The following is a 25,478-nucleotide window of genomic DNA, read 5'->3' on the forward strand; positions in this document are numbered from 1 at the left end:
TAGCTCAGCTCTCTTGCTGTAATTTTTTTCCAATAACTTGCCCTTTAAATTTAAGATTGACCAATTGGTAAACATTCCAACCTTGTCTGCCCATATTCTCTTTATAGAATAATTTTAATCTCATCAATTTATCTTCAAGTATTTCTGAATTTCCAAGAAAAATCCGTTCATTTCCAATTTTTGGTATCAATGTAAATTCACCATTTTCATCCAAATAAATTTGCTCGATCAATGAATTTGCAAATGTGTCCTTCTTCAGTGCTTTCGCAACATCCAAAAGTCCTGAATAATAACTTCTTGTTTTTTTATCAAGCGATTTGCCAGGCACCACAGACAGATTGCCGGTTGCAACAATTACACGTGTGGTATACTTTAATGAAACTGGAATTTTATAACCCTCTTCATCCAAATAAAATTGATTTCCCTGAATATCACTGATCCGAATAATTGGGTGTCGTTGATAAATATCTATATTTAAATGCTCTTTGCTGTCCAAATAAATATCAGATCTCTTTACCAAATCCTGACTATTAATAAATTCCTCCAACTTTACCAGATTTAAACTACGCACTGGCATTTTCCGAGGATCTTTTTTATAAAAATTATATAACCAACTATAAACTTCCTTTGTTGAAATTAAAGTGTCTGCTGATGTTTCTGAAATAATTTGCACCCGAATTCCTTCAGATCGTTCATTTCTTTGTTTACGAATAGCCTGCATCCACAATGCAGCAATTGCTAACACGATGGTCAGGTTTACACAAATTATCAACAAGCCCTTTAATCTCCCATTCATTGTAAATTATTTATGGCTGCTTTCTCAAAAATTGCATGTTTAATTTCATTTTGCATCATATCCAGATCACCAGCACCCAATGTCATCACTACATCCAACTTAAGGGTGCGCAACAATTCCGGTAACTGTTTCTTTGTGGTTAAATATTTTGAATCTACTGTCAGCAGATTGTAAATGGTTTCAGAACTGATTCCTAAAATAGCCGGTTCTCTTGCCGGATACAATTCAACTAAAATCACCTGATCCAATTGACTTAAAACATGTGCAAATTCATGTAAAAAATCTCTGGTTCTGCTGTAAAGATGTGGCTGAAATATTCCTGTAATGTTTCTTCCAGGATAAATTGAACGACAGGCTTCTATTGCTGCTCTCAATTCTTCCGGATGATGTGCATAATCATCTATCAATACAAGCCCATTTGATTCTTCAATCCACTCAAATCTTCTTTTAATGCCTTTAAAATTTTCAAGACTCATTCGAATGCTTTCCTGAGAAATCCCTAATTCCTCGGCCAGGGCAATTGCTGCAACTGCATTTCTAAGATTGTGATTTCCAGGCATTCGAAGGCGCAAGTTACTCATATTATAATTATTTCTAATATAATTAAACAGCATCCACCCAGAATCAGTTCCAACTACTTCAAAACGATGATCAGATTGACCGGTTCCATAGGTTTTTATTCTTATGGATTGAAGTTGATTTCTAAATTGATCCTGAACTTGTTTTGGTATAGTATCACTTAAAAGCAGCAACCCATTTGGTTTGATTTTCCTTGCAAATTCCAGATACGTTTCAATCATTGCTTCATGTGTCCCATAAATATCAAGATGATCAGGATCCAATGATCCAATAACAGCAAGGTCAGGACTCAATTGTAAAAACGAGCGATCGTATTCATCTGCTTCTTCTACCATCCAATCATCTCCTGTATCTAAATAATTTGATTGATAGTTAACCGCAATTCCTCCTAAAAATGCGGTCATAGGTGTGTTGGCACAATATATCAAATGAGCTAATAAGCTACTCGTTGTGGTTTTTCCATGGGTTCCTGCGACAGCAATATTTTTATTTCCTGCTGTAATTTGCCCTAAAACCTGTGACCGCTTTAGATAAGGAATGTTTCGCTCAAGAATCGTTTGGAATTCTTTTAAATCATTAGGCACTGCCGGTGTAAGTATTACCATATCCAATGATTGAGGTATTAAATCCGGTCGATCTTCATAATGAATCAACATGCCTTCCTGTTCCAATTGGCGTGTTAATTCTGTTTCTGTTTTGTCATAACCATAAATTACAACACCCCGCTGATTAAAATAACGAGCCAGGGCACTCATGCCGATTCCACCAATTCCTATAAAATATAAATTTTTATACAAATTAAACCGCTTTAGAATCAACAATATATTTTGCAATCTCTTGAGCTGCCATAGGCTTACTGATATTCAAGAGTTGCTCACTCATTTGTTTTCTTTTTCCTGAATCTTCAGTTAAACTCACAATACCAGCCCAAAACTTATTTAACAAATCTGAATCCTCAATCATCAGCGCAGCTCCAGTTTCAACAAATGCCCGTGCATTCTTTCGTTGGTGATCTTCTGCAACATTAGGAGACGGGATTAAAATACAAGGTTTAGCTTGTACACTGAGTTCAGCAAGTGTTAAAGCTCCCGCACGAGATACCACGATGTCGCAAGCAGCATAAAATAAATCCATTCGATCAATAAATGCCAATACATTTACTTGTTTGCAATTAGCAATCGGATGCTGTGCTATTTTATCTTTATACGATTCACCCGTTTGCCAAATCCACTGAATGTCTGATCTCTTTAGTATTGATTCGTAACAATTCAACATGGCTTGATTGATAGCACCTGCACCTAAACTTCCACCCAAAACACCAATTGTTATTTTTTCAGGTACTAAATTGAAATGGATCAATCCTTCTGATTTATCTTTCACACGAATGAGATCTTTCCGTATTGGATTTCCTGTGAAAATAATTTTAGCACCATCAAAATATTTATCCATACCGTTAAAGGCTACAAATATTTTAGATGCCGCTTTGGAAAGTAATTTATTTGTAATACCCGGGTATGAATTTTGTTCTTGAATCATTGTGGTAGTTCCAAGCCATGAGGCGATACGCAATACTGGTCCGCTGGCATAGCCACCCACTCCCAGAACTACATCGGGTTTAAAATTTTTAATTATTTTAAAAGCCATCCACATGCTTTTTATTAAACGGTATCCAAATTTTAAATTTTCCAAGCTCAACTTCCTATTAAATCCACGAATTGGAAGTCCGATTATTTTATATCCGGCTTCAGGTACTTTGGTCATTTCCAATTTCCCCAATGCCCCAACAAATAAAATATCCACTTCCGGATTTAAATATTTTACAGCATCCGCAATAGCAATTGCAGGAAATACATGTCCACCCGTACCACCTCCACTAATTAGCAACTTCATTTTGAATTTCATTAAGCTCCTGATCCCGCCACATATATTCTGCTTTATCACTTGATTCAGATTCCAATTTCAAATTTTGAATATGTTTGCTAACACTTATAATCATTCCTAATGAGATACTTGTAAAAACCAGCGACGTTCCACCCATACTTATAAATGGTAATGGCAATCCCGTGACCGGAACCAATCCCAGTGCTACCGCAATATTTGCAAATGCCTGGGTCACCATATTAATTCCTATCCCAATCGTAAGCAAAGCACCAAACGCTCGTGTGGTATTGCTAACAATTCCAACACAATGAAATAGCAATAAAAGATAAATTAAAATTACTCCGAATGCTCCAAGAATCAAACCCCATTCTTCACATATTATAGGATAGATAAAATCTGCGTATGAATAAGGAATAAAATTTCGCAGTAAACTTTTTCCAGGATTTGGCAACAGGATGTTCCCGTTTGCAATTGCAATTTTAGCTTGTTCGATTTGATAGTCATCTTCTGATCCATACCAGAATCGGGTAATTCTAGCAACCCAGGTTTCTGCTCTGGTTAAACCAGGAAACACGGTTTCTACCCACAATAAAATAACCAGCAACAAAATACCCAAGCCAGCCAGAATTAAAATATATTTCATATCAATGCGGCCAACAAACATCATCCCTATAGATCCTGCAAATAAAACTGCAGCAGTACTTAAATTTGAAGGCGCTATGAGACCACACACAATAAGTATTGGTAACATAATAGGAACAAATGCAGATCTAAAACCTTTTATAACATCTTGTTTATCAGAAATAGAGCGGGCCAGATAGAGAATCAATGCCAATTTTGCTAAGTCAGAAACTTGAAACGTCATGTTGATGATGGGTATATTCAACCATCTTTTCGCATCATTTACATTAACCCCAATAAAAAAAGTAAGAATCAGCAATGCAATGGTTAAAATCAACAACACAGGTGCCCATCGATTAAATAACCGATAGTCAATTTTACTAAATAGCCAAATCATGGATAAGCCGACCAGGATAAAACTAACGTGTCTTCCAAGAAAAAAACTGGTGTTATCTGTATCATATTTTGTAATGCTTCCAGACGCACTAAATACTGCAACCAATGATATTGCTACCAGAAAAAAAATCAAAGTCCAGATAAAATTTGGACTTAATATTCTATTTTTTAATTCACTAATATCCAATGTCATAATTGCAGAACTTTCAGTTTTCTAACAGCTTCTTTAAATTGTGTACCTCTGTCTTCATAGTTTTTAAATAAATCAAAACTTGCGCAAGCAGGTGACAACAAGACTACATCTCCTTCCTGTGCGCACTCCATTGCATTTTTGACAGCATCTTCCAGGTTATGTGTGTCTCTAATCGTAGGAATTATCTTTCCAAATGCATCCAGTAACTTACGGTTATCTACTCCCATCGCAATTAATGAACTTACTTTCTTCTTAACCAATGGCTCCAAGACGGTATAATCATTTCCTTTATCTTGACCTCCAGCGATCCATACCACCCGTTTTTTCATTGCATCCAAAGCCCAAAATACAGAATCAACATTGGTTGCTTTGCTATCATTAATAAAATCAACTCCATTTATAGAAACTACAAACTCCAGGCGATGTGGGTCATTCACAAAACTATCAATAGCTTCTTGAATGATTCCATCCGCAATATCTAAAAGCTTTGCTGCCTTAACCGCGCACAAGGCGTTAATTGCATTGTGTTTTCCCTTTAAACTTGAACGGTTTAAATTTAAAATTGGCAAATTGTTTTCCAGCAAATCCTCAGAATCTGTTAATTCCGGAATACAGTTTAGTGTCTTTGCATTTGATGGATGCAATAACAAATAATTTTTTATAGCTTCATCGTTTCCATATACAATAAAATGGTTTTTCGAATCCTGGTTTAAGGTGATTCTAAATTTGGAAGCTACATATTTTTCAAAACTATTCTGGTATCTGTCCAGATGATCCGGAGTAATATTTAACAGGACTGCTATATCCGGTTTAAATTTTTTAATACCGTCTAATTGAAAACTGCTAAGTTCCAGAACAACAAATTCCCAGTTTTTCTGACTCAAGGCCCTTGCAAAAGAGTGCCCAACATTTCCTGCTTTGACTACATTTTTTCCTGCAGTAACCAATATGTGATATATCAGATTTGTAGTGGTCGTTTTTCCATTACTACCGGTTACACCAATGATAAATGCGTTACAATGGCGATAAGCAAATTCAATTTCAGAAATGATTTCAACTCCATTTTTTGAAAAATGTTCAATGATTTCGGTCTGATCGGAAATTCCTGGACTTTTAACCACAAATTCTGGTGTAATCTCAAAAGCCATTTGGTGTCCTCCTTCTTCAAAATCTATTTCACTTGAAATTAATTCATTTTTAAACGAGTCCCGAATGAGATTTGCATCACTCACCAATGCGATCATTCCTAACTTTTTTGCCAGCAATGCTGCTCCGATACCGCTTTCACCCGCTCCTATTATTAACAACATGGCTTATCTGATTTTTAGTGTAATGATGGTAAGTACAGATAAGATTACAGTTATGATCCAGAATCTAACGGCAATAGTTGCTTCATGCATTCCCTTTTTTTGAAAATGATGATGTAATGGAGACATTAGAAAAATACGTTTACCTTCCCCATATTTTCTACGAGTATATTTAAAGTAGCTCACTTGCAAAACAACAGAAAGATTTTCTACGAAGAATACGCCACAGAATAAGGGAATCAATAATTCCTTTCTAAGTAAAATTGCAAGTGCAGCAATGATGCCCCCAATTGCAAGGCTGCCTGTATCCCCCATAAAAACTTTTGCAGGAAATGAATTATACCATAAAAACCCAATACATGAGCCAAGGAAAGCTGCAGAAAACACTACCAGTTCTCCACTATATGGCAGATAAAAAATGTTCAGATAATCTGCAACAATTGCATTTCCAGAAACATAAGCTAAAATGGCCAGCGTAATTGCAATGATTGCAGAAACACCCGTGGCTAATCCATCCAAACCATCTGTTAAATTGGCTGCATTTGAAACTGCAGTAACAATAAATATCACTATAGGTATAAAAATAAGCCACATCCAAAGATGATTATTGTCTCCAAAAAATTCTGAAATCCAATAGTAATCAAAGCGATTCCCCTTCAGAAATGGAACATTTGTAAGTTGCGTTTTTACATAAACATATTCATGGGTCTGATTCCGAATAGCGTCCCATGTGGTAAACTCTTCTTCGACGGTGTATTTCATTTTTAAAGCTTCTGCTTTAGGCATTCTGACCAATACCTTCTCATGGTAAAGCATGACCAAAGCAATAACTAATCCACAAACAACCTGACCAAGAATTTTAAAAATGGCTTTTAAGCCTTCTTTATCTTTTAAAAATACTTTTATATAATCATCAGCAAATCCTATCAAACCCATCCAGATTGTAGTGAATAACATGACCTGGATGTACACATTTTCTAATTTACACAAAAGCAAGCAAGGAATTAAAATAGCAAGGATAATAATAATACCGCCCATAGTTGGGGTACCCTCCTTTTGCTTTTGACCATCCAATCCAAGATCACGAACCGTTTCTCCTATTTGTAATTTTCTCAACAATCGGATGATCCGATTACCAAAAACCATTGAAATTATAAGGGATAAAATTATTGCAAGACCAGCCCTAAAAGAAATATATTGAAAGAGCCTACCACCTGGAAGGTGAAATAATTTTTCTGTAAATTGAAATAAGTAATATAACATTCCTTATTTATTAGTTTGGGATTTCCCAATATGCTATAAAAATTTTAATACCAATAAAATTTGAGGTTAAATTAAACGACAATTAATTCAGAAATGCCTTTTCTCATTTCAATACGACTGTCGTTTAATTCACCATTTGATCCCATTAAGATTAACAGTACAGCAGGGATCTGATCCCGTTGGTCACAATCACCTGCTGTATCTGTTAAAACCAACCTGAGAATGATAATAGAACCTACTCTATTTTCTTTTATAAGTTTAACAAATATGTTTTCAAAATTTGTTTGTCATCAAAAGCAAACTTTTTGCCCTTGATTTCTTGATAATTTTCATGTCCCTTTCCAGCAACCAAAATAATATCATTTGCTGCGGCAAGAGTACAAGCTGTTTTAATTGCTTGGGAACGATCTTCAATTATCAAATAGATCTTTTTTCTATTTTCAGGAATACCTGATTCCATTTGTTTTATTATTTGATCCGGATCTTCAGACCTCGGATTATCTGATGTTAAAATCACTAAATCACTTTCAACAGAAGCAATACTTCCCATGACGGGCCTTTTTTTTGTATCTCTGTCACCTCCACAACCTATAACAGTTATAATTTTTTGATCCACATTCCGGATACTCTTAATTGCTTTTAATATTTTATCCAAAGCATCCGGTGTATGTGCATAATCTACAATGCCTATTTTACCAGTTTGCTCATTACGTATCCAATCCAAACGACCTTGAGGAGGATACAATTCTGACATTTTTAATAACACTTCTTCTCCTGCAAAACCAAGTTCTATAGCACATGCATAAACTGCTAAAAGATTATATGCATTAAATTCTCCAACCAACCTGGCATGCCATTCTTGCTCATTAAACTTTAAATGCAAGCCATCAAAACCATTTTCAAGAATTCTGGCTCTATAATCAGCCAATCCTGACATGGCATAACTAACTTTTCGTGCTTTTGTATTTTGAACCATGACCCATCCATTCGGATCATCCGAATTAATTAAGGCAAATGAATTGGTTGGTAACCGATCAAAAAACAATTTCTTAGCCGCTATATATGCTTTAAATGTTTTATGATAATCCAAATGATCGTGCGTTATGTTAGTAAAGATCCCGGCACAAAAATTCAAACCTGTAACCCGACCTTGATCCAAAGCATGTGAACTCACTTCCATAAAAACATAAGCACATTGTTTCTGAACCATTTTATGCAGCAATTCATACAAACGTATTTGATCAGGTGTTGTATGTGTTGCTGGTATAACCTCATCAACCAAAATATTTTCTACCGTTGACAACAAACCACATTTAAATCCCAATTTTGTAAACAATTGAAACAGTAAACTTGCAATCGTTGTTTTTCCATTGGTTCCGGTAACACCTATCAATTGAATTCCATGCAATTGGAAGTCATAAAACCTGTGCATTATTTCGGCCAACAAATCTGGTATCGAATTTGCTTTTATATAACAAATGGTTTCAATACAATTCGCTGGAAACTTCTCACAAATAATTACTTCACAACCTTGATGAATGGCTGACTCTATAAAATCATGACCATCAAATTGAACTCCATTCCGGGCTACAAATACAATTCCTCTCTTTGCATGCCTTGAATCAAACTCAAATCCATCAATCGTTTTATCAACAGGACCTTTTAATTCAAAACCTGCAATGCCCGATAGAAGATTTCCCAAACTTTTCAAAGAACATTTTTTTATTCTAAATATAATTCAACTAATTTGCTACTAATTTGCAAACCAGGACTGATACTCTGTGTTGTAATTTTTCCAATTCCATGTGGTATTAATTTTACACCATAGCCATCCATCACATACATTGCATCACGCAATCCCATTCCACGTAAATCCGGCATAAGCTTACCATCGAAATTCCAATCTACAGTATAAACTCCGTCTTCACCCGTGCTTGTTTCAATCCATTTTGACTGTTCTTTTTGATGCAATGGTAACCCTATGTGTTTAAAAACCATTTCAAAATCCTTAGCAAATCCTTTATTTCCTACAGGCAATCGTTCATTGACTGGAGTTGATTTCGGAATCAAGTTTATAGCTGCTGTTTTTGTAAAAACAGTTCGCATGCATCGATCAGCAATTCTTTTAAAAACCGGTGCAGCAACCTCAGAACCATAAAATCCAGCTTCCTGAGGATTATATACTACAACGATGCAAGAAAATTTTGGATCATCTGCTGGAAAAAAACCTGCAAACGATGATTGGTAATTTTTCTTCTCGGAGCCTTTTTCAAAATAATTTGAAACAGCAGTACCCGTTTTACCAGCAATTGAATAAACATCACTTTTAATGTTTTTTGCTGTTCCCTTTTCCACAACCTGTTTCATTAATTCAAACACTTTGTTTAGTGTGGATTCAGAAATGATTGAATCCCGAAGTACTACCGGATCAAAATGTTTAACTGTATGATTGCCATTTAAAATATCACTTACTAAATAGGGTTTCATTACCTTTCCTCCATTTGCAATTCCATTGTAAAAGTTTAAAATTTGTAATGGAGTGAGTTGCAACTCATATCCTACCGACATCCAGGGCAAAGTGGTTCCATACCACATGTCTTTATTCTTTTGAGGATCTTTGATAAGAGGTGAAGGTTCGCCATCGAGTTCAATGCCTGTTTTTGTACTTAACCCAAATCGTTTCAGGTAATTCACAAAACGGGCTGGATTATTTTCAAAAACAGAAGCTGCAATTTTAGAAATACCTACATTAGAAGATTGAATGAAAGAATAAGTTAAATCAGACTTTCCAACTCCATGCATTTTGGAATCTTTCATAATCCGATCATAGAATCTACAAGCCCCTCCATTTAAGTCAACTGCAGTACTGGTATCGACAGTTCGTTCCTCGAGTAAAGCAATCAAGCTTGCAAGTTTAAATGTAGAACCCGGTTCGCTTGATTTTCCAATAGCGTAATTGTAATTTTCAACCAATTCGCCGGCATTATTCCAAGATAAATTTGCAATTGCCTTTATTGCACCGGTTGCTACATCCATTACAATTGCACATCCTTCTTCAGCCTGATGCTTTGTGATCGCATCTGCTAAACTTAATTCTGCAATTTCTTGAATACCTGGATTTAATGTAGTTACAATATCATTCCCTTTTTTTGCTGTCAATTCCTCCAAGCCATTTACAGGTATGTAAATATTTGGACCCACTTTACGCATGACTCGTTGGCCTTCGTGGCCTTTGAGAAACTGATCGAATGATTTTTCCAAACCGATTGGTTCTGCGTTTTCACGATCCAATCCAATCGTTCGGCTAGCAAAATTTTTATAAGGTTTTTCCCGTCGATTTTCTGTTATTGTAATCATACCACCCTTATTTGGACCTAATCTAAACAAGGGGAAACCTTTTACAGTGACCATTTGGTCATAATTCAAATTGCGTGCTATTAAGACATACCGGTCTGATTTTTTCCTGGCTGAAACAAGCACATTTTTAATTGCCTGTTTCGACTTTTCTGGGTACAGAAACCGTTGCAAATTGTCAGCAAGAGAATCAACATGTCTATTAAACAGTTCCTGTGTAAGACCGGATGCTCTAGTATCCATCCTGATTTCAAAGATCGGTTGGGAAGTCGCCAATGGACTTCCATCTTCAGCAAGAATTTTTCCGCGTTCCGCTTTGACCGGCATTAAAGAAAAATACAATTCTTTTCCTTTCTTTCTCCACCCGTCACCTTGGACCACATTGATTGTAAACGCCTTCCACATCAGTACGCCTGCTATTAGCGCAAAAACTGCTAATACTACATAGACTCTGATTAAAAATTCTTTCCGGCGATCCATTAATTTTTCTGTCCTTGCTGGATTAATATTTTTGGAGCTTCATCTTTAATGATTAACTCCGTTTCGGAAACTTTTTTTCCGACTTGTTCTTCCATTCCATTGAAGATCATTCCTGATTTCATAGTCCAGTAATTCCACTTCAATTGAGTTATTTCTTTTTCAAGTATTTGCGCTTTGCGAATACGAAATTCTGAGTACTGAACATTTGCGATGTACAATAACATAATGCCCAGTAAAAAGAGAAAATACATTTTATTTTTCCAAAAAATCATACTGCTTACAGTCCCGTATTTCCTGCCAGTTTCAGTTGTATTTATTGGATTCATGTTTATAATTTTATTGTTTAATTCCTACTCTCATTTTTGCAGAACGAGCGCGTGAATTCCTTTTAATTTCATGTTCGTCCGGTAGTATTGCATGTTTATACTTTGGTATAAAAGTTGCATTTTGATTTACTTCAAATGTGTCTTCCGTTTTACCATTTTTAAACCATTGTTTTACTAAACGATCTTCCAAAGAGTGGTAACTTATAACCACCATGTGACCTCCCGGTTTAATCATTGTGGATGCCTGATCTAACAGGTTTTTCAAAGATTCAATTTCACGATTCACTTCAATTCGAAAAGATTGAAACAATTGCGCAAGAAATTTTATCTTATTTCCATACGCAAAACCCATTGCCCAATCTGAAACTTCTTTACAAGAATTAAAATTGAATTTAGATCTTGCAATAACCAACTGTTTAGCAAGTAACCTTGCATTTGTCAACTCACCATAATTTTTAATCATTGCTTCCAATTGGCTTTCGGAATACGTTTTCAAAATATGGTAAGCTGTTCGGGTTTGCCGGGTGTTCATTCGCATATCAAAAGGTTTTTCCGAAAAAATAGAAAAACCGCGATCTGATTCATCGATATGATGCGAAGAAAGCCCAAGATCTGCTAAAACTCCATCCACTTGTTTTATTTCAAAATAATCCATGTACTTCTTTAAGTACCTGAAGTCAGAATAAATCCATTCAAACCGCTTGTCAGCCGGTAAATGCTCAGCAACTTTGGGGTCTTTATCAAAAGAAAACAGTTTCGCTTTTTTGCTGAGGCGACTTAATATTTCATTGCTGTGACCTCCACCACCATAAGTTACATCTATATAAATACCATCAGGATCTGTTATCAATTCATCCACCGATGCTTTAAGCAATACCGGGATGTGATGATATAATTTATCCGGCTCAGACATCTTTATGTCCAAATACATCTTCTGCCAATTCTCCAAAATTCTCTGGTTCTTCTGCCACCATCTTTAGATAGTGTTCTCTGGACCAGATTTCCACATGTTGATGATATGCTAACAAAACAACATCTTGATTTATTCCGGCATGCTCTTGCAAGAGCTTTGGAATCAAAATGCGTCCAGACGCATCGGTCAACAATTGCGTAGCACCTCTAAAGAAGTACCTGGCGAATTCTCTGTTTTTTCTTACGTATTGATTAAGTTGATTGACTTCCTTCGTCTTTTCGACCCAGACTGACTCCGGGTAGAGGAGCAAACACTTTTCAAATCCTCGGTTAACAACAAGCTTTAATGGACTTTCACCTATTTGGGCGCTCAAAGCAGTGGGCAGCCGTAGTCTGCTCTTTTCGTCTAATCTGACTTCGTACTCACCGCTTAGATTGTACATTTTTTTAGCTCAGTTGGTTTCCTTGGTACAAATGTAGAAACAATTTCCACATTTTACCACTTTTCGCCACAAAAAAAATAATTTTTTTTTTAATATACATTCCATTGATAATCAACAATTAAACCCAGTATTATTGAATTCGTTGAAAATCAAGCAATTAGATTTACTATAATCATAATATATAGGTGATTAATATTTCACATCTTATACATTAGCTATTTAAAAATATATAAAATATTTGAAATAGCCAATAAACAAATATGATTTATTCACATATATCTGTCTGAATTTAGGGGTAATGCCTGCACAATAAGGGTTTTGTCGCTTAATGCCCTTTACTTTAATCTCAATTTTTCAGATAAATAGGTGGGAACCTGTGGGAACGAGGATCTTTCAAGAGGATATCCAAGCTAAAATACCTTGCTGCTGGTAACTTTGCGCATCCTTAATTGTTATATTCACCTATGAAGGACTTTTCATATTTAAATAATGCAAACCCTGATTTTATTGATTCACTATACCAAACGTATTTGAATAATCCAGAAGCATTAGATCCTTCCTGGAAGGCATTTTTCAAAGGGTTTGATTTTGCTAAACAGCACAATCCAGACGGAGAAACCCAGCAAAACATAAACCAATTTGAAAAAGAACTAAAGGTTTATCAATTAATTCAAGATTTCCGATCGCGGGGCCACTTACTGTCTGATACAAACCCGATTCGAAAAAGAAAAGATCGAAACGCGCAATTAGATCTGGAAGATTTTGAATTGAGCCCGGATGATTTAAATCTTCGTTTTGAAGCAGGAAAACATCTCAATTTGCCAAATGCATCCTTGTCAGAAATTTTAGAGCAGTTAAAATCCATTTACTGTTCAAAAATCGGATATGAATTTACATACATTGAATCCAATGAACGACGAAATTGGTTTCAACAAAAAATTGAAGAACGCATTCCGGTTGTCGATTTTAACCTGAATCTTACAACCAAAAAACGCATTCTTGAAAAAATAAATGGAGCGGTCATTTTTGAGAAATTTCTGCACACGAAATACGTAGGTCAAAAACGATTTTCACTTGAAGGGGGTGAATGCACCATTCCCGCATTGGATTGCATTATTGAAACCAGCGCATCCCTTGGTGTAGAAGAACTAATCATTGGAATGGCGCATCGAGGTCGCTTAAATGTTTTGGCTAACATTATTGGCAAAACGTATGAACAAATTTTCAATGAGTTTGAAGGAAATGCTATTCCTGACATTAGCTTTGGAAGTGGCGATGTAAAATATCATTTAGGCTTTTCTTCGCAGATTCAAACAGATTCCGGTAAGATGGTGCAATTAAAACTTGCACCCAATCCCTCACATCTTGAAGCAGTTGATCCCGTGGCATGTGGTTTATCCAGAGCAAAAGCTGATATATTGTACCATTCTGATTATGATAAGATACTGCCTATTTTGATTCATGGAGATTCCGCAATTGCTGGTCAAGGTATAGTTTATGAAACGATCCAAATGTCTCAATTACCTGGATACTATACGGGTGGCACGATCCATTTTATAATTAATAATCAAATTGGATTTACAACAGACTTTGACGATGCGCGTTCTTCAACGTATTCAAGTTCTGTAGCATCCGTAATACAGGCACCTGTTATTCATGTAAACGGCGATGATCCTGAAGCAGTTTATTATGCCGCAAAATTAGCAACTGAATATCGCCAACAATTTAATTCGGATATTTTTATTGATATGGTGTGTTATCGGAGACACGGACACAATGAAGGCGATGATCCAAAATTTACGCAACCGGGGATGTATGAGATTATCAGTAAACATCCAAACGTACGTGAACTTTACATCAAAGAATTGGAATCACGTGGAGATCTTCAAGCCCAGCTGGCTCAGGATATGGAAAAAACCTTTTGGAATTTGCTTCAGGAACGACTGGACCAGGTAAAACAAAACCCTTTACCTTATACCTATCAAGAGCCCGAGCTGGCTTGGAGAAGTTTGAAAAATAAGATAGAAGCCAAAGATTTTGATAAAAATCCAGATACTGGAATTTCTATGGAACAAATCAAGTCTCTTTTAAATTCCATACTTGAAATTCCAAAAGATTTTAACCCTTTACCAAAAATAAAAAGACTCTTCCAAAATTGGGAACAACTCATATCTACTAATAAAACGGATTGGGCGCTCGCTGAATTATTGGCTTATGCCAGTTTATTGGTTGAAGGAAAAAATGTGCGACTGAGTGGGCAGGATGTAAAAAGAGGTACGTTTTCACATAGACATGCCATCTTATTTGATGCGATCACAAATGAAGATTACAACAGATTATCAAAATTGTCTGATCAACAAGCCCATTTTTTTATTTATAACTCATTATTATCTGAATTTGGCGTACTGGGATTTGAGTATGGATACTCTTTAGCCTCACCCAATCAATTGGTGATTTGGGAAGCACAGTTTGGAGATTTTGCAAATGGCGCTCAGGTTATTACAGACCAGTTTATTACAACTGCGCAAAGTAAATGGAATCGAATGAGTGGACTGGTCTTATTGCTACCCCATGGATATGACGGGCAGGGCCCCGAACACTCTTCAGCCAGACTTGAACGGTTTTTACAAAATTGCGCTGAACAAAATGTTGTAGTAGTAAATGTGAGTACGCCTGCCAATTTTTTCCATCTTCTAAGACGACAATTGCTTTGGAATTTTAGAATTCCACTAATTGTTATGTCGCCAAAATCTTTGTTCAGACATCCGGAATGTCATTCGCAATTAGAGGAATTTAAAACAGGTAGTACATTCAAAGAAATTCTTGTGGATAAAATATCTTCAGAGGTAAATAGCATTTTACTTTGTTCAGGTCAAATTTATTATGATTTAAAAGCAAAACGCGAAGAATTAAAATTAGAAGATTGCATGATTGTACGCATTGAACAACTCTATCCATTCCCACAAGCTCAGCTAGATAAAATTCTTAACAAGCATAAAACAGCGCGACTCAGTTGGGTTCAGGAAGAACCGGCCAACATGGGCGCTGCCAGCTATATTCAAACAAAACTGAACAAAAATAAATTGGAGATGATTTGCAGACCAGCCAGTGCTTCTTCAGCTGTTGGATTTAAAAAAATCCATGATGCCCAATTGAAAGAGATTCTACAAGCTGCATTTAATTAATATGGATCTTTTTGTAGGAACGAAGTTATCTGAAAGTAAATTTATTCTCAAGGAGAACGAATATCATCATTGTATCCGTGTAACCAGACATAAAGCTGGAGACTTGGTCTTAGTCACCGATTTTAATGGATTAATCTATGAGGGTACACTCACTGAAATTAACCAATCAGAAGCTTATGTTTCAATTAAATCCATTTTTAAAAAAGAAGAAAAAGGAGAACATCGAATCACCATTGCTATAAGTCCTACCCAACAAATGGATCGTTTTGAATGGTTTGTTGAAAAGTCTGTTGAATGTGGAGTTCATCGAATTGTACCGATTCATTGCAAACGAACTGAGAATAACAAAATAAAACTGGATCGCCTGGATAAAATCATTACCAGTTCAGCGAAACAAACCTTGCGCCCATTACGACCTGAAATAAATGAACTGGTTGATTTTAAAATATTTGTCAAAGGATGCGCTTCCTTGTCCCAACGATTTATTGCACATTGCGAGTCAGACTCAAAACTATTTTTAGGAAATACGTACAATCCAAAAGTAGATGCGGTCGTTCTAATCGGACCCGCAGGAGACTTTACATTGGAAGAGATTCAGTTGGCCAAAGAAACCGGATTCATTCCGGTCTCATTGGGAGACTATAGACTGCGAACAGAAACAGCCGGCTTAAGTGCCTTACTCATTTTACAAACAATTCGTAATCAATGAAACATTTATCTACTATTCTACTTGCTCTGATTTTTACCACAGGTTTCATTTCTTTTACACCTAAAAATTCTTTGCCATTAAAACTAGCCTTATTGAAATACAATGGTGGAGGTGACTGGTATGCAAATCCCACCTCTTTGACTAATCTTGCAAAATTTTGCAACAAAGAGCTGCATACAAATTTTGATCCAAACTATGCTACGGTTGAAGTAGGAAGTGTAGAGTTGTTTAATTATCCATTTGTCCATATGACTGGCCATGGCAATGTGGTATTTAGTGATTTTGATGCACAAAATTTGCGAACCTATTTAATAGGTGGTGGGTTTTTACATATCGATGATAATTATGGTTTGAATCCATATGTTCGACCAAGTATGAAAAAAGTATTTCCTGAACTTGATTTTATTGAATTACCTTTTAGTCATCCTATTTATCAACAAAAATTTAATTTCCCTGCCGGTTTACCAAAAATTCATGAGCATGATAAAAAACCACCACAGGGCTTTGGATTGATATACAAAGGACGATTGGTATGTTTTTATAGTTATGAATGTGATCTGGGAGATGGATGGGAAGATCCGGAAGTGCATAAAGATCCTGAAGAAAAGAGATTACAGGCACTTCGTATGGGTGCAAATATTATTCAATATGTATTTATACAATAATCATTGTATCATTTAGGAATCTACCGAAATTAAAACTTTTTAAACCATCGAATCTTTAAATTTCGATAGTAATAAAGCAACTTAATAAGATCTGTTCTTATCTTCCTTTATATTGATGCTGGTTGCTGAAATCAACAGCCACTGGTTTTCCTGCTGCAAATAACACTGTACAAGATAAATACCTGGACTGGTATATCGCATGCTCATGACCTGAGATGTCATTTGATGTTGAATTCCATTTCCAAAATCAATTCTATAAATTTTTTGAGCATCAAATGCGAGATTGTTAATTCTTATAATGCCTCCTACGGTCATATTTCCTTGAATGCTTAGATTTTCAATATGCAACTCGTCTGCCTTCTTCTGTACATTTTCTAACCATAGGTCCTTTGCCTTTAACTTACTGTAATCGACTTGAGAATTCCCTTGAAAATTAGATTCAGAAGGTGAAAGAATAGATTTACCTAATACCAGATAACTGCCAGTTAAACCAATGACTGCAATTAATAATGCTAAGAGCAAGTCTTTGGAGGGCTCCTGTATAAGTCCCTTGCGAAGATTTTTTAGTGTTTGAACAGCTTGTTCCATATCAAGATTATTGGGAGTTACAAAGTTACTAAATTTATATTATAATATTGATAACCAATATTTTACAAATTATAAATATATTTAATTTAAAATCAAGGCTTTATAAATTTGCATCCTTTATATATAGTTTTTAATAATTTATGCTGGGCTTGAATTGTGTCTATCTTTACAGCCTAAAATGTGCAGTATGGATTGGATAAATCAGTTGATTGATTTTATTTTACATATAGATAGTCATTTGTCGGAACTCGTTGCGACCTATGGAATCCTGATCTATATTATTTTATTTCTAATTTTATTTTGTGAAACAGGATTAGTCATAGCACCTTTTTTGCCAGGAGATTCCTTATTGTTTGCTGCTGGGACGATGGCTGCTACAGGTAATATGAACCTTTTTGTTCTGTGTTTAATTTGTATTCTTGGTGCTGTATTAGGAAATCAAGTCAATTTTACAATTGGAAAATATTTTGGACCCAGAATTTTTGAGAAAGATCGAAAATACATTCGCAAAGATTATCTGGATAAAACACATTTGTTTTATGAAAAACACGGCGGAAAAGCACTCATTATAGGCCGATACATTCCATTTATTAGAACCTTTGTTCCATTTGTTGCGGGCATTAGTCAAATGGATTCGTATAAATTTACTGTGTACAATGTAGCAGGTGCATTATTATGGATAATTCCTGTTGTAGGTGTTGGTTATTTATTTGGAAATATTCCTGTAGTAAAAGAAAATTTCTCTATTATAGTTTTAGCAATTCTGATTCTATCCGTTTTGCCTATGTTAATCGGTTTAATTTCTGCATGGATACATTCAAAAAAATAGCAACAATATGATTTCTAAACTTAGTAAATTCCAAAAATTATTTTTATGGATTGCCAGTGGTTGCGCATTAGTCTCGTGTATTCTGTTTTTTATAGATCTTGATATTTCCGATCAAGTTACAGGATCTTTACGGTGGTTAGGAATTTGTGTACTTATACTCTATGCATTACCTAAAAAAAGTCTGACCCTTTGGATTTTTGTCAGCATGTTAATTGGCGCTGAAATTGGTTATGACTTTCCGGCAATCGGAATAGAATTAAATATTTTTAGCAAAATTTTTATTAAATTAATTAAATGCATTATTGCCCCATTGTTATTTGGGACTTTGATTGTTGGGATCGCTGGACACTCTAATACACAACAGGTGGGACGACTAGGCTTAAAATCGCTTATCTATTTTGAAGTTGTTACAACACTAGCGCTTATTATCGGATTGGTTGCGATCAATATTAGTAAAGCCGGAGTTGGTATTCAGGCATTAAACAATTCTGAAAAACTTCCTGAAGTTGCAAAAGCACAGGGTTGGAAAGATATTGTAATGCATATTTTTCCTGAAAATTTTATAAAATCGATCGCTGAAGGTCAAGTGTTGCAAATAGTAGTATTCTGTGTTCTTTTTGCAGTTGCCTTAATGAAAATAAAACATGAAAAGAAAAAACCCATATTGGATTTTGCTGAATCCCTTTCAGCAGTCATGTTTAAAGTTACAGATTTGATCATGTATTTAGCGCCATTTGCTGTTGCAGGTGCAATTGCTTATACCATTGCCAATATGGGTATTGATGTTTTAAAAAACCTACTCTTGTTGCTTGCAACCTTGTATTGTGCATTGTTTGTTTTTATACTTGGTGTCTTACTCCCTATTGCGTTGTTTTTTAAAATTCCTATCAAACGCTTTTTATCCCATGCAGCCCAACCCGTTACCATAGCATTTGGAACTGCCAGCTCAGAAGCAGCATTACCAGTAGCGATGGAGAATATGGAAAAATTTGGAGTCTCCCGAGAAGTTGTGGCTTTTGTATTACCAACAGGTCTAAGTTTTAATTTGGATGGCTCAACACTCTATCTCGCGTTGGCAACTATTTTTGTTGCACAAGCTGCTGGAATCGAGTTGAGTATTAGTCAGCAAATCATTATGTTACTCACCTTGATGTTGACCAGTAAAGGAGTTGCAGGGGTCGCTCGCGCATCTTTGGTAATACTTGCAGGAATGGCTGCCAGTTTTGGTTTACCTGATTGGCCCATCGCCGCTATACTAGGAATTGATGCTTTGATGGATATGGCACGCACTGCTGTAAATACCTTAGGCAATTGTTTAGCTACCGCAGTGGTAGGTAAATGGGAAAATGAACTTCATATTCCTAAATCCGGAGATCGCTGGCAGGAAATAGATCATCCTATTTAATTAAGAGTAGCCTCTAGGAGCAAATTGAGGACTTTGGTTTAATCCTTAATTCCAACGATGCGCCTTTTAAATTTATCGATTTGATCCCGATTATTTTCTGGTTGAGGTTGTGATTTATCCATCATTAATTTTCCGGAGCTATCTCTCAGCATAAATTTAAATACGATATCATCATCAGAATTCAAATTATTGCCTGTAGCACCATACCTTAAATCATAATAAATTAAAGTTCCAGAATCTTTAGCAGACAATTTATAAAAATCATTACTAAACCAGGGAAGGCATTTCGCAACATCTTGATCTCTATAAGGATTAAACAGCGAGTGATTCCCATTCACGGTAGCCAATGGACCTATTGTATCTTCTTCATCAAAAATGGAATAGTATGCATAATGATACTGATCTCCCTTTTTAGCAATATTAAACCAGAGGAAATTATTTAATATGGTAGGAACCGTCATATACTTTTCACATTCAATTTGATTCATTTTTAAACTGTTCTCAAATAATGTATCAATCTTCTGTTTGTTGTAAAGGGTAAAAACAAAATAAATCGAACTGACGATTACGGCTGTTCGATAAAAATACCTTCTCCAGATGCTCAGTCGATTTTGCAAAGCAGCTAATAACAAAAAAACTGCAAACGGAATTGTATAGAATGGATCTGCAATGGATACACTGGAAATCGCTACCCTGACATCGCTAAATGGCCAAAAAAGGCGCGTTCCAAAGGTTGTAAACATATCTAAAATGGGATGTGTGAAAATGGCCCAGAAAAACAAATGGATCCACTCCCATTTTGATGCTTGTTCAACTACATTGACTTGTTTAAAAACCTGCTGGTATCTGTAGTAAAAAAACAGGATTCCTAAGCTGCTAAAAAATAAAATACTCCACCACGCGATCCCTCCGGTAAATAAATTAGCAAGTAATGTAATCAGGATACTTACAAAAACAAAAAGTAACAGTCCGATTGAATATCCGGCAATTTTCCATGCCCGTCGTTCTGGCCAATTCCTGTCGTACAATTTCTTAATTAAGGGCCCTAAAATAAAGGGTACAACGCAGGCAAATAACAAAGAGTGCATCGGTCCTCTGTGAAATGCTAAAGCAGTTAAAGGGTCTGAAACCAAATTGGCGACAACATCCAAATCGGGTATCGTTCCGGCAATTCCTCCCCAAATCATGGCGCGGTTTCCTATTTTTTTACCCAAAACTGCTTCTCCGCAAGCTGCGCCAAGAATTACCTGAGTTATTGAATCCATGTTACTTTTTAAATGCTTTGATTAATAGAACATGCGGAAGGCTCGTATGTTCTAATTCAAATCTAAATCTATTTTTACCAATAGGATTTAAATTTGGAAAGCAATTGTAAGGAGAATAATCTATCTCATTTAATTGTTTGATTTCAAGTTTGTTTTTCAATAAAACGCCAATGATTTCATCTATTGAATGAGACCAAAAATGCGACTTAAATGTTGATGGATCATTCACTTCTGCATAACTTCCTGTTTCAATTTCGGTATATGGTTTTCTTAAATTGTAATAAGAATATCGAATTTCTTTGGAATTAAAATCAAATAAATAAAGTAATGGGTGGAAATCCGCAAAATAAAACATGCCATTTTTATGGAGTGATTTTGCAATTACATAAGCCCATTGATCTAAATCCGGCAACCAACAAATGGTACCATAACTTGTAAAGACAATATCAAATAAACCAAGTCCTAAGTCTAAAACATCGAGCACATTCGACTCATAAAAACTACCATTCAATTTTAATTGTTCGTTTAAAGATCGTGCTTTTAAAATAGCCTCTCTGGAAAAATCAATACCAACGCAATCGGCACCCAAACGACTTAATGAAAGCGTATCCATTCCAAAATGACATTGAAGATGCAAAAGACGCTTTCCCGAAACATCTCCTAATTCTGTTTGTTCTATCTCAGTTAGACTATTATTCCCATTTAAAAATCCATTTAAGTCATAGAATGATGACTTTTCATGAATTGCAACACGCTTATCCCAGGATTCACTATTTTCATCAAAATAAGCCTGATCTAAAAACCGTTTCTCTGTCATACACTGAATTCATTAAATTTGCCTAAAATTAAAAACCATGGAAGAACAAAATAACCAAAACCAATTAAATATTGAGTTAACTGAAGAAATAGCAGAAGGTATTTATTCGAATTTAGCCATTATATCACATTCTCATTCCGAATTTGTAGTTGATTTTATAAGGTTGATGCCAAATGTACCTAAAGCAAAAGTAAAATCGCGCATCGTGCTCACACCGCAGCATGCCAAAAGACTTTTAAAAGCACTCAATGATAATTTATCTAAGTATGAAAATCAATATGGTGTAATCCTTGATCCTGAACCTCAAATGATGCCACCGATGTCATTTAATACGCCTACTGCTCAAGCTTAATTGTCAGGTAACTCTATACGATTCCTCTAGGTTCCAGCGCTTTCAGCTTGCTAAAATTAAAGGAAGATTTTCTATAGTTTAAACAATATCGTTGCCTTTGCATGGTTGTTTAGGGAGACCATTAAAACAATAGCCCAGGGTTACTATTCCCGCCTGGATACCCCATATGTTGAAAAGCCTTTGGAGTTGCAATGCGGCCTCTTGGAGTGCGTTGAATAAACCCTTCCATTATTAAAAAGGGCTCATGAACTTCCTCAATCGTTCCAGCTTCTTCCCCAACAGCTGTGGCTATGGTTGATAAACCAACCGGACCCCCATTAAATTTTTCAATAATTGAACTTAATATTCGATTGTCCATTTCATCCAAACCTAAGCTGTCTACATTTAAAGCATTTAATCCGAAAGAAGCGATTTCTGCAGTCAGGTTTCCATTTCCTTTAATTTGAGCAAAATCACGAATCCTTCGCAATAGTGCATTAGCAATTCGAGGAGTGCCTCTGCTTCGGCGGGCAATTTCCTGAATGCCTTCTTCTTCAAATGGAATTTGCAAAATCTGAGCGGAACGCCTCAAGATAATTTCCAATTGTTTGTGATTGTAGTAATCGAGGTGGCAGGTAATACTAAATCTAGAACGAAGAGGGGCGGTTAGCATTCCCACACGGGTTGTTGCGCCAATTAAGGTAAATGGATTTACATTAATCTGGATTGACCGGGCACTTGGACCAGTATCTATCAAGATATCGATCCGATAATCCTCCATAGCAGAATAGAGGTATTCTTCAACTACCGTATTCAGTCGGTGTATTTCATCTATAAACAGAACATCCCCTTCTTGCAGATTTGTCAGCAATCCTGCCAAATCTCCAGGTTTTTCGAGCACCGGACCAGAACTCATTTTTAAATCAGACCCTAATTCATTGGCAATGATATGTGATAAGGTTGTTTTTCCTAAACCTGGTGGCCCATGCAATAAGACATGATCCAAAGCTTCGCCTCTTAGTTTAGCTGCTGCAATAAAAATTCTTAAATTATCTACAACCGATTCCTGACCGGTAAAATCAAGTAATTCTTTAGGACGTAAGGCCCGTTCGACTTGCTTGTCATCGATATTCAGATTTTGGGCATCTCCATCCAGATTTGGGTTACGCATCGTGATTTTCTCCTAAACTTTCTGCAAAAATACAGTTTTCAACAGGCAAATGCCAATAACACCTTGAATCTAGGTAAATTATGTCTTTAATAAATTGCTAATAGACGTCTTCATCCTGAATCTAAAGACCATCTTAGCTATTTTTGTCGCCTAAATTATAAAAATATGAACGCAACAAAAATTACGATTGCTAATGGAAAGTTGAATGTACCGGATCATGTAATTATTCCTTTTATTGAAGGAGATGGAACGGGCCAGGATATTTGGGCTGCCTCTGTCCGTGTATTTGATGCTGCCGTTGACAAAGCATATCAGGGAACGAGAAAGATCAGTTGGAAAGAAGTATTAGCCGGTGAAAAAGCATTTAATCAAACGAAAAATTGGTTACCCGAAGAAACTTTGGATGTAATTAAGGAATGTCTGGTTGCTATAAAAGGACCTTTGACAACACCCGTTGGTGGTGGCATCCGTTCTTTAAATGTGGCTTTGCGTCAACAGCTTGATTTATATGCTTGCGTTCGTCCGGTACGCTGGTTTGAAGGAGTTCCATCACCAGTTAAAGAGCCTCATAAAGTTGACATGACCATCTATCGGGAAAACACAGAAGACATTTATGCAGGGATTGAATTTCAGGAAGGAACAGAAGATTCAATAAAATTTATGGATTGGCTAAAAACCAATTTTCCTGATAAATTTAAAAAAATCCGTTTCCCACAATCTACTGGTATTGGTATCAAACCAGTTTCAAAAGAAGGAACGTTTCGCTTAGTACGCGCTGCCCTTGAATTTGCAATTAATAATAAACGCAAATCTGTTAGCCTTGTACACAAAGGAAACATCATGAAATTTACTGAGGGAAGTTTTATGGATTGGGGTTACGAATTGGCAAAAACTGAATATGGCGCAGAATTATTAGATGGAGGACCTTGGATGAAATTACCCAATGGGATTATCATTAAGGATGTCATTGCTGATGCTTTTCTTCAACAAATTTTATTGCGTCCTGAAGAATACGATGTAATTGCTACCTTAAATTTAAATGGAGATTATATTTCAGATGCTTTAGCCGCACAAGTCGGTGGAATCGGTATTGCTCCAGGTGCAAATATTAATTATACAACCGGACATGCCATATTTGAAGCTACGCATGGAACTGCCCCTAAATATGCCGGATTAGATAAAGTAAATCCTAGTTCAGTGATCCTGTCAGGAGTAATGATGTTTGAATATATGGGCTGGAATGAAGCTGCTCAGCTTATAATAAACGGATTAGAAAAAGCAATTCGGACCAAGCGGGTGACTTATGATTTTCATCGATTAATGGAAGGTGCAAGTTTATTAAAGTGCAGTGAATTTGGGGATGAAATCATTTTAAATATGAATAAATAAGGTGTTCAATAAAGTGCAAAAAAAAATCCTACCGGAATCCGGTAGGATTTTTTTTTTGTTTGGATATGAATTATCCTTTTGGGGTTAACACATTTCCTTCACTTTTAGGAAGTGTTTGTTCTTCATCTGATGAAATATTTCCTTTGATGGTAACTCGGGTTTCTTCATCACTTTCATTTGTAGAAACGCTTACAGATTTGTTGATTGGACCAACGCGCTGTGTGTCGTATCTGATTTCAATTACTCCTTTTTCACCTGGCATAATTGGATCTTTTGGCCAAGTTGGAACGGTACAACCACAACTTCCACGTGCACTTTTAATGATTAAAGGCTCCGTACCAGTGTTAGTAAATAAAGCCTTACGTAATGGGTCAGATCCTTTTTTGATTTCGCCGTAATCGATTACAGTTGCCTCCCATTGAAGATGCGGCCCTCCTGTTTTTGCTGGTGTTGTATTAGACGCTGGAGCTGCAGTCTGAGCAGACAGATATCCTACACAGAAAACCATTGCAATAAGAGATAAAATGTTTTTCATGTATTTAATTTTTTTATTGATTACAAATTTAACGATAT

The 25,478-nt window shown here is 35.9% G+C and carries 23 protein-coding genes; 7 read left to right on the forward strand and 16 right to left on the reverse strand.

Features of this window, described 5'->3' with window-relative positions; translation table 11 throughout:
• Positions 1–4 precede the first annotated feature (4 nt).
• From IPJ80_02050 to mraZ, 11 genes are all read right to left on the reverse strand, one after another.
• Positions 5–796 (reverse strand): hypothetical protein, encoded by a 792-nt coding sequence (locus IPJ80_02050; protein ID MBK7912262.1) that lies wholly within the window; start codon positions 794–796, stop codon positions 5–7.
• The gene (locus tag IPJ80_02055; protein MBK7912263.1) at positions 793–2,172 is read right to left on the reverse strand and encodes a UDP-N-acetylmuramate--L-alanine ligase; all 1,380 of its coding nucleotides are present in this window, start codon (positions 2,170–2,172) and stop codon (positions 793–795) included. Before IPJ80_02055 ends, IPJ80_02050 begins: the two co-directional genes overlap by 4 nt.
• Before the next feature lies 1 nt (position 2,173).
• The gene (gene murG / locus IPJ80_02060) at positions 2,174–3,277 is read right to left on the reverse strand and encodes an undecaprenyldiphospho-muramoylpentapeptide beta-N-acetylglucosaminyltransferase (GenBank protein ID MBK7912264.1); all 1,104 of its coding nucleotides are present in this window, start codon (positions 3,275–3,277) and stop codon (positions 2,174–2,176) included.
• Positions 3,249–4,466 (reverse strand): FtsW/RodA/SpoVE family cell cycle protein, encoded by a 1,218-nt coding sequence (locus tag IPJ80_02065; GenBank protein ID MBK7912265.1) that lies wholly within the window; start codon positions 4,464–4,466, stop codon positions 3,249–3,251. Before IPJ80_02065 ends, murG begins: the two co-directional genes overlap by 29 nt.
• A complete protein-coding gene (gene murD, locus IPJ80_02070) occupies positions 4,463–5,776 on the reverse strand; it encodes a UDP-N-acetylmuramoyl-L-alanine--D-glutamate ligase (GenBank protein MBK7912266.1) in 1,314 nt (437 codons plus the stop codon). Before murD ends, IPJ80_02065 begins: the two co-directional genes overlap by 4 nt.
• 3 nt (positions 5,777–5,779) lie before the next feature.
• Positions 5,780–7,036, reverse strand: a complete 1,257-nt coding sequence (locus tag IPJ80_02075; protein MBK7912267.1) for a phospho-N-acetylmuramoyl-pentapeptide-transferase — start codon at positions 7,034–7,036, stop codon at positions 5,780–5,782.
• Between the two features lie 250 nt (positions 7,037–7,286).
• Positions 7,287–8,747 (reverse strand): UDP-N-acetylmuramoyl-L-alanyl-D-glutamate--2,6-diaminopimelate ligase, encoded by a 1,461-nt coding sequence (locus IPJ80_02080; GenBank protein ID MBK7912268.1) that lies wholly within the window; start codon positions 8,745–8,747, stop codon positions 7,287–7,289.
• Between the two features lie 11 nt (positions 8,748–8,758).
• Complete coding sequence (locus IPJ80_02085) at positions 8,759–10,870, reverse strand: transpeptidase family protein (GenBank protein MBK7912269.1); 2,112 nt, start codon at positions 10,868–10,870, stop codon at positions 8,759–8,761.
• Positions 10,870–11,196, reverse strand: coding sequence for a hypothetical protein (locus IPJ80_02090; protein ID MBK7912270.1), 327 nt, complete (start codon positions 11,194–11,196; stop codon positions 10,870–10,872). The genes IPJ80_02085 and IPJ80_02090 overlap by 1 nt, the downstream gene beginning before the upstream one ends.
• A 10-nt stretch (positions 11,197–11,206) precedes the next feature.
• Complete coding sequence (gene rsmH / locus IPJ80_02095) at positions 11,207–12,109, reverse strand: 16S rRNA (cytosine(1402)-N(4))-methyltransferase RsmH (GenBank protein MBK7912271.1); 903 nt, start codon at positions 12,107–12,109, stop codon at positions 11,207–11,209.
• Positions 12,102–12,551, reverse strand: a complete 450-nt coding sequence (gene mraZ, locus IPJ80_02100) for a division/cell wall cluster transcriptional repressor MraZ (protein ID MBK7912272.1) — start codon at positions 12,549–12,551, stop codon at positions 12,102–12,104. The genes rsmH and mraZ overlap by 8 nt, the downstream gene beginning before the upstream one ends.
• Positions 12,552–13,015: 464 nt before the next feature.
• Between mraZ and IPJ80_02105 the strand changes: the two genes are divergently transcribed.
• The 3 genes from IPJ80_02105 to IPJ80_02115 are packed head-to-tail and all read left to right on the forward strand — an operon-like array spanning position 13,016 to position 17,110.
• Positions 13,016–15,736, forward strand: coding sequence for a 2-oxoglutarate dehydrogenase E1 component (locus tag IPJ80_02105; protein ID MBK7912273.1), 2,721 nt, complete (start codon positions 13,016–13,018; stop codon positions 15,734–15,736).
• A gap of 1 nt (position 15,737) precedes the next feature.
• A complete protein-coding gene (locus tag IPJ80_02110; protein ID MBK7912274.1) occupies positions 15,738–16,445 on the forward strand; it encodes a 16S rRNA (uracil(1498)-N(3))-methyltransferase in 708 nt (235 codons plus the stop codon).
• Complete coding sequence (locus IPJ80_02115; protein ID MBK7912275.1) at positions 16,442–17,110, forward strand: DUF4159 domain-containing protein; 669 nt, start codon at positions 16,442–16,444, stop codon at positions 17,108–17,110. The genes IPJ80_02110 and IPJ80_02115 overlap by 4 nt, the downstream gene beginning before the upstream one ends.
• A gap of 81 nt (positions 17,111–17,191) precedes the next feature.
• Here IPJ80_02115 and IPJ80_02120 read toward each other — a convergent pair whose 3' ends face one another.
• Complete coding sequence (locus tag IPJ80_02120) at positions 17,192–17,698, reverse strand: hypothetical protein (GenBank protein ID MBK7912276.1); 507 nt, start codon at positions 17,696–17,698, stop codon at positions 17,192–17,194.
• Positions 17,699–17,885: 187 nt separating this feature from the next.
• On the opposite strand from IPJ80_02120, the gene IPJ80_02125 reads away from it, so the two are divergent.
• Both IPJ80_02125 and IPJ80_02130 read left to right on the forward strand, forming a co-directional pair.
• Positions 17,886–18,527, forward strand: coding sequence for a DedA family protein (locus IPJ80_02125; GenBank protein MBK7912277.1), 642 nt, complete (start codon positions 17,886–17,888; stop codon positions 18,525–18,527).
• A gap of 7 nt (positions 18,528–18,534) precedes the next feature.
• Positions 18,535–19,932 (forward strand): cation:dicarboxylase symporter family transporter, encoded by a 1,398-nt coding sequence (locus tag IPJ80_02130; protein MBK7912278.1) that lies wholly within the window; start codon positions 18,535–18,537, stop codon positions 19,930–19,932.
• Positions 19,933–19,970: 38 nt separating this feature from the next.
• On the opposite strand, the gene IPJ80_02135 is transcribed toward IPJ80_02130, so the two are convergent.
• On the reverse strand, positions 19,971–21,197 hold the full coding sequence (locus tag IPJ80_02135; GenBank protein ID MBK7912279.1) for a metal-dependent hydrolase: 1,227 nt from the start codon (positions 21,195–21,197) through the stop codon (positions 19,971–19,973).
• A gap of 1 nt (position 21,198) precedes the next feature.
• Positions 21,199–22,014, reverse strand: coding sequence for a class I SAM-dependent methyltransferase (locus IPJ80_02140; protein ID MBK7912280.1), 816 nt, complete (start codon positions 22,012–22,014; stop codon positions 21,199–21,201).
• Positions 22,015–22,051: 37 nt separating this feature from the next.
• On the opposite strand from IPJ80_02140, the gene IPJ80_02145 reads away from it, so the two are divergent.
• A complete protein-coding gene (locus IPJ80_02145; GenBank protein MBK7912281.1) occupies positions 22,052–22,366 on the forward strand; it encodes a DUF3467 domain-containing protein in 315 nt (104 codons plus the stop codon).
• Positions 22,367–22,487: 121 nt separating this feature from the next.
• Here the strand turns inward: IPJ80_02145 and ruvB are convergent, their stop codons facing one another.
• Positions 22,488–23,516: a Holliday junction branch migration DNA helicase RuvB gene (ruvB, locus tag IPJ80_02150; protein MBK7912282.1), complete on the reverse strand. Its 1,029-nt coding sequence runs from the start codon at positions 23,514–23,516 to the stop codon at positions 22,488–22,490.
• A 165-nt stretch (positions 23,517–23,681) separates the two neighbouring features.
• Between ruvB and icd the strand changes: the two genes are divergently transcribed.
• Entirely contained in the window at positions 23,682–24,905 is a 1,224-nt protein-coding gene (gene icd / locus IPJ80_02155) for an NADP-dependent isocitrate dehydrogenase (protein ID MBK7912283.1), read from the forward strand.
• Positions 24,906–24,975: 70 nt separating this feature from the next.
• Here the strand turns inward: icd and IPJ80_02160 are convergent, their stop codons facing one another.
• Positions 24,976–25,440 (reverse strand): DUF1573 domain-containing protein, encoded by a 465-nt coding sequence (locus tag IPJ80_02160; protein MBK7912284.1) that lies wholly within the window; start codon positions 25,438–25,440, stop codon positions 24,976–24,978.
• Positions 25,441–25,478 lie beyond the last annotated feature (38 nt).

This window comes from Saprospiraceae bacterium (assembly GCA_016714025.1).
Lineage (GTDB): Bacteria > Bacteroidota > Bacteroidia > Chitinophagales > Saprospiraceae > Vicinibacter.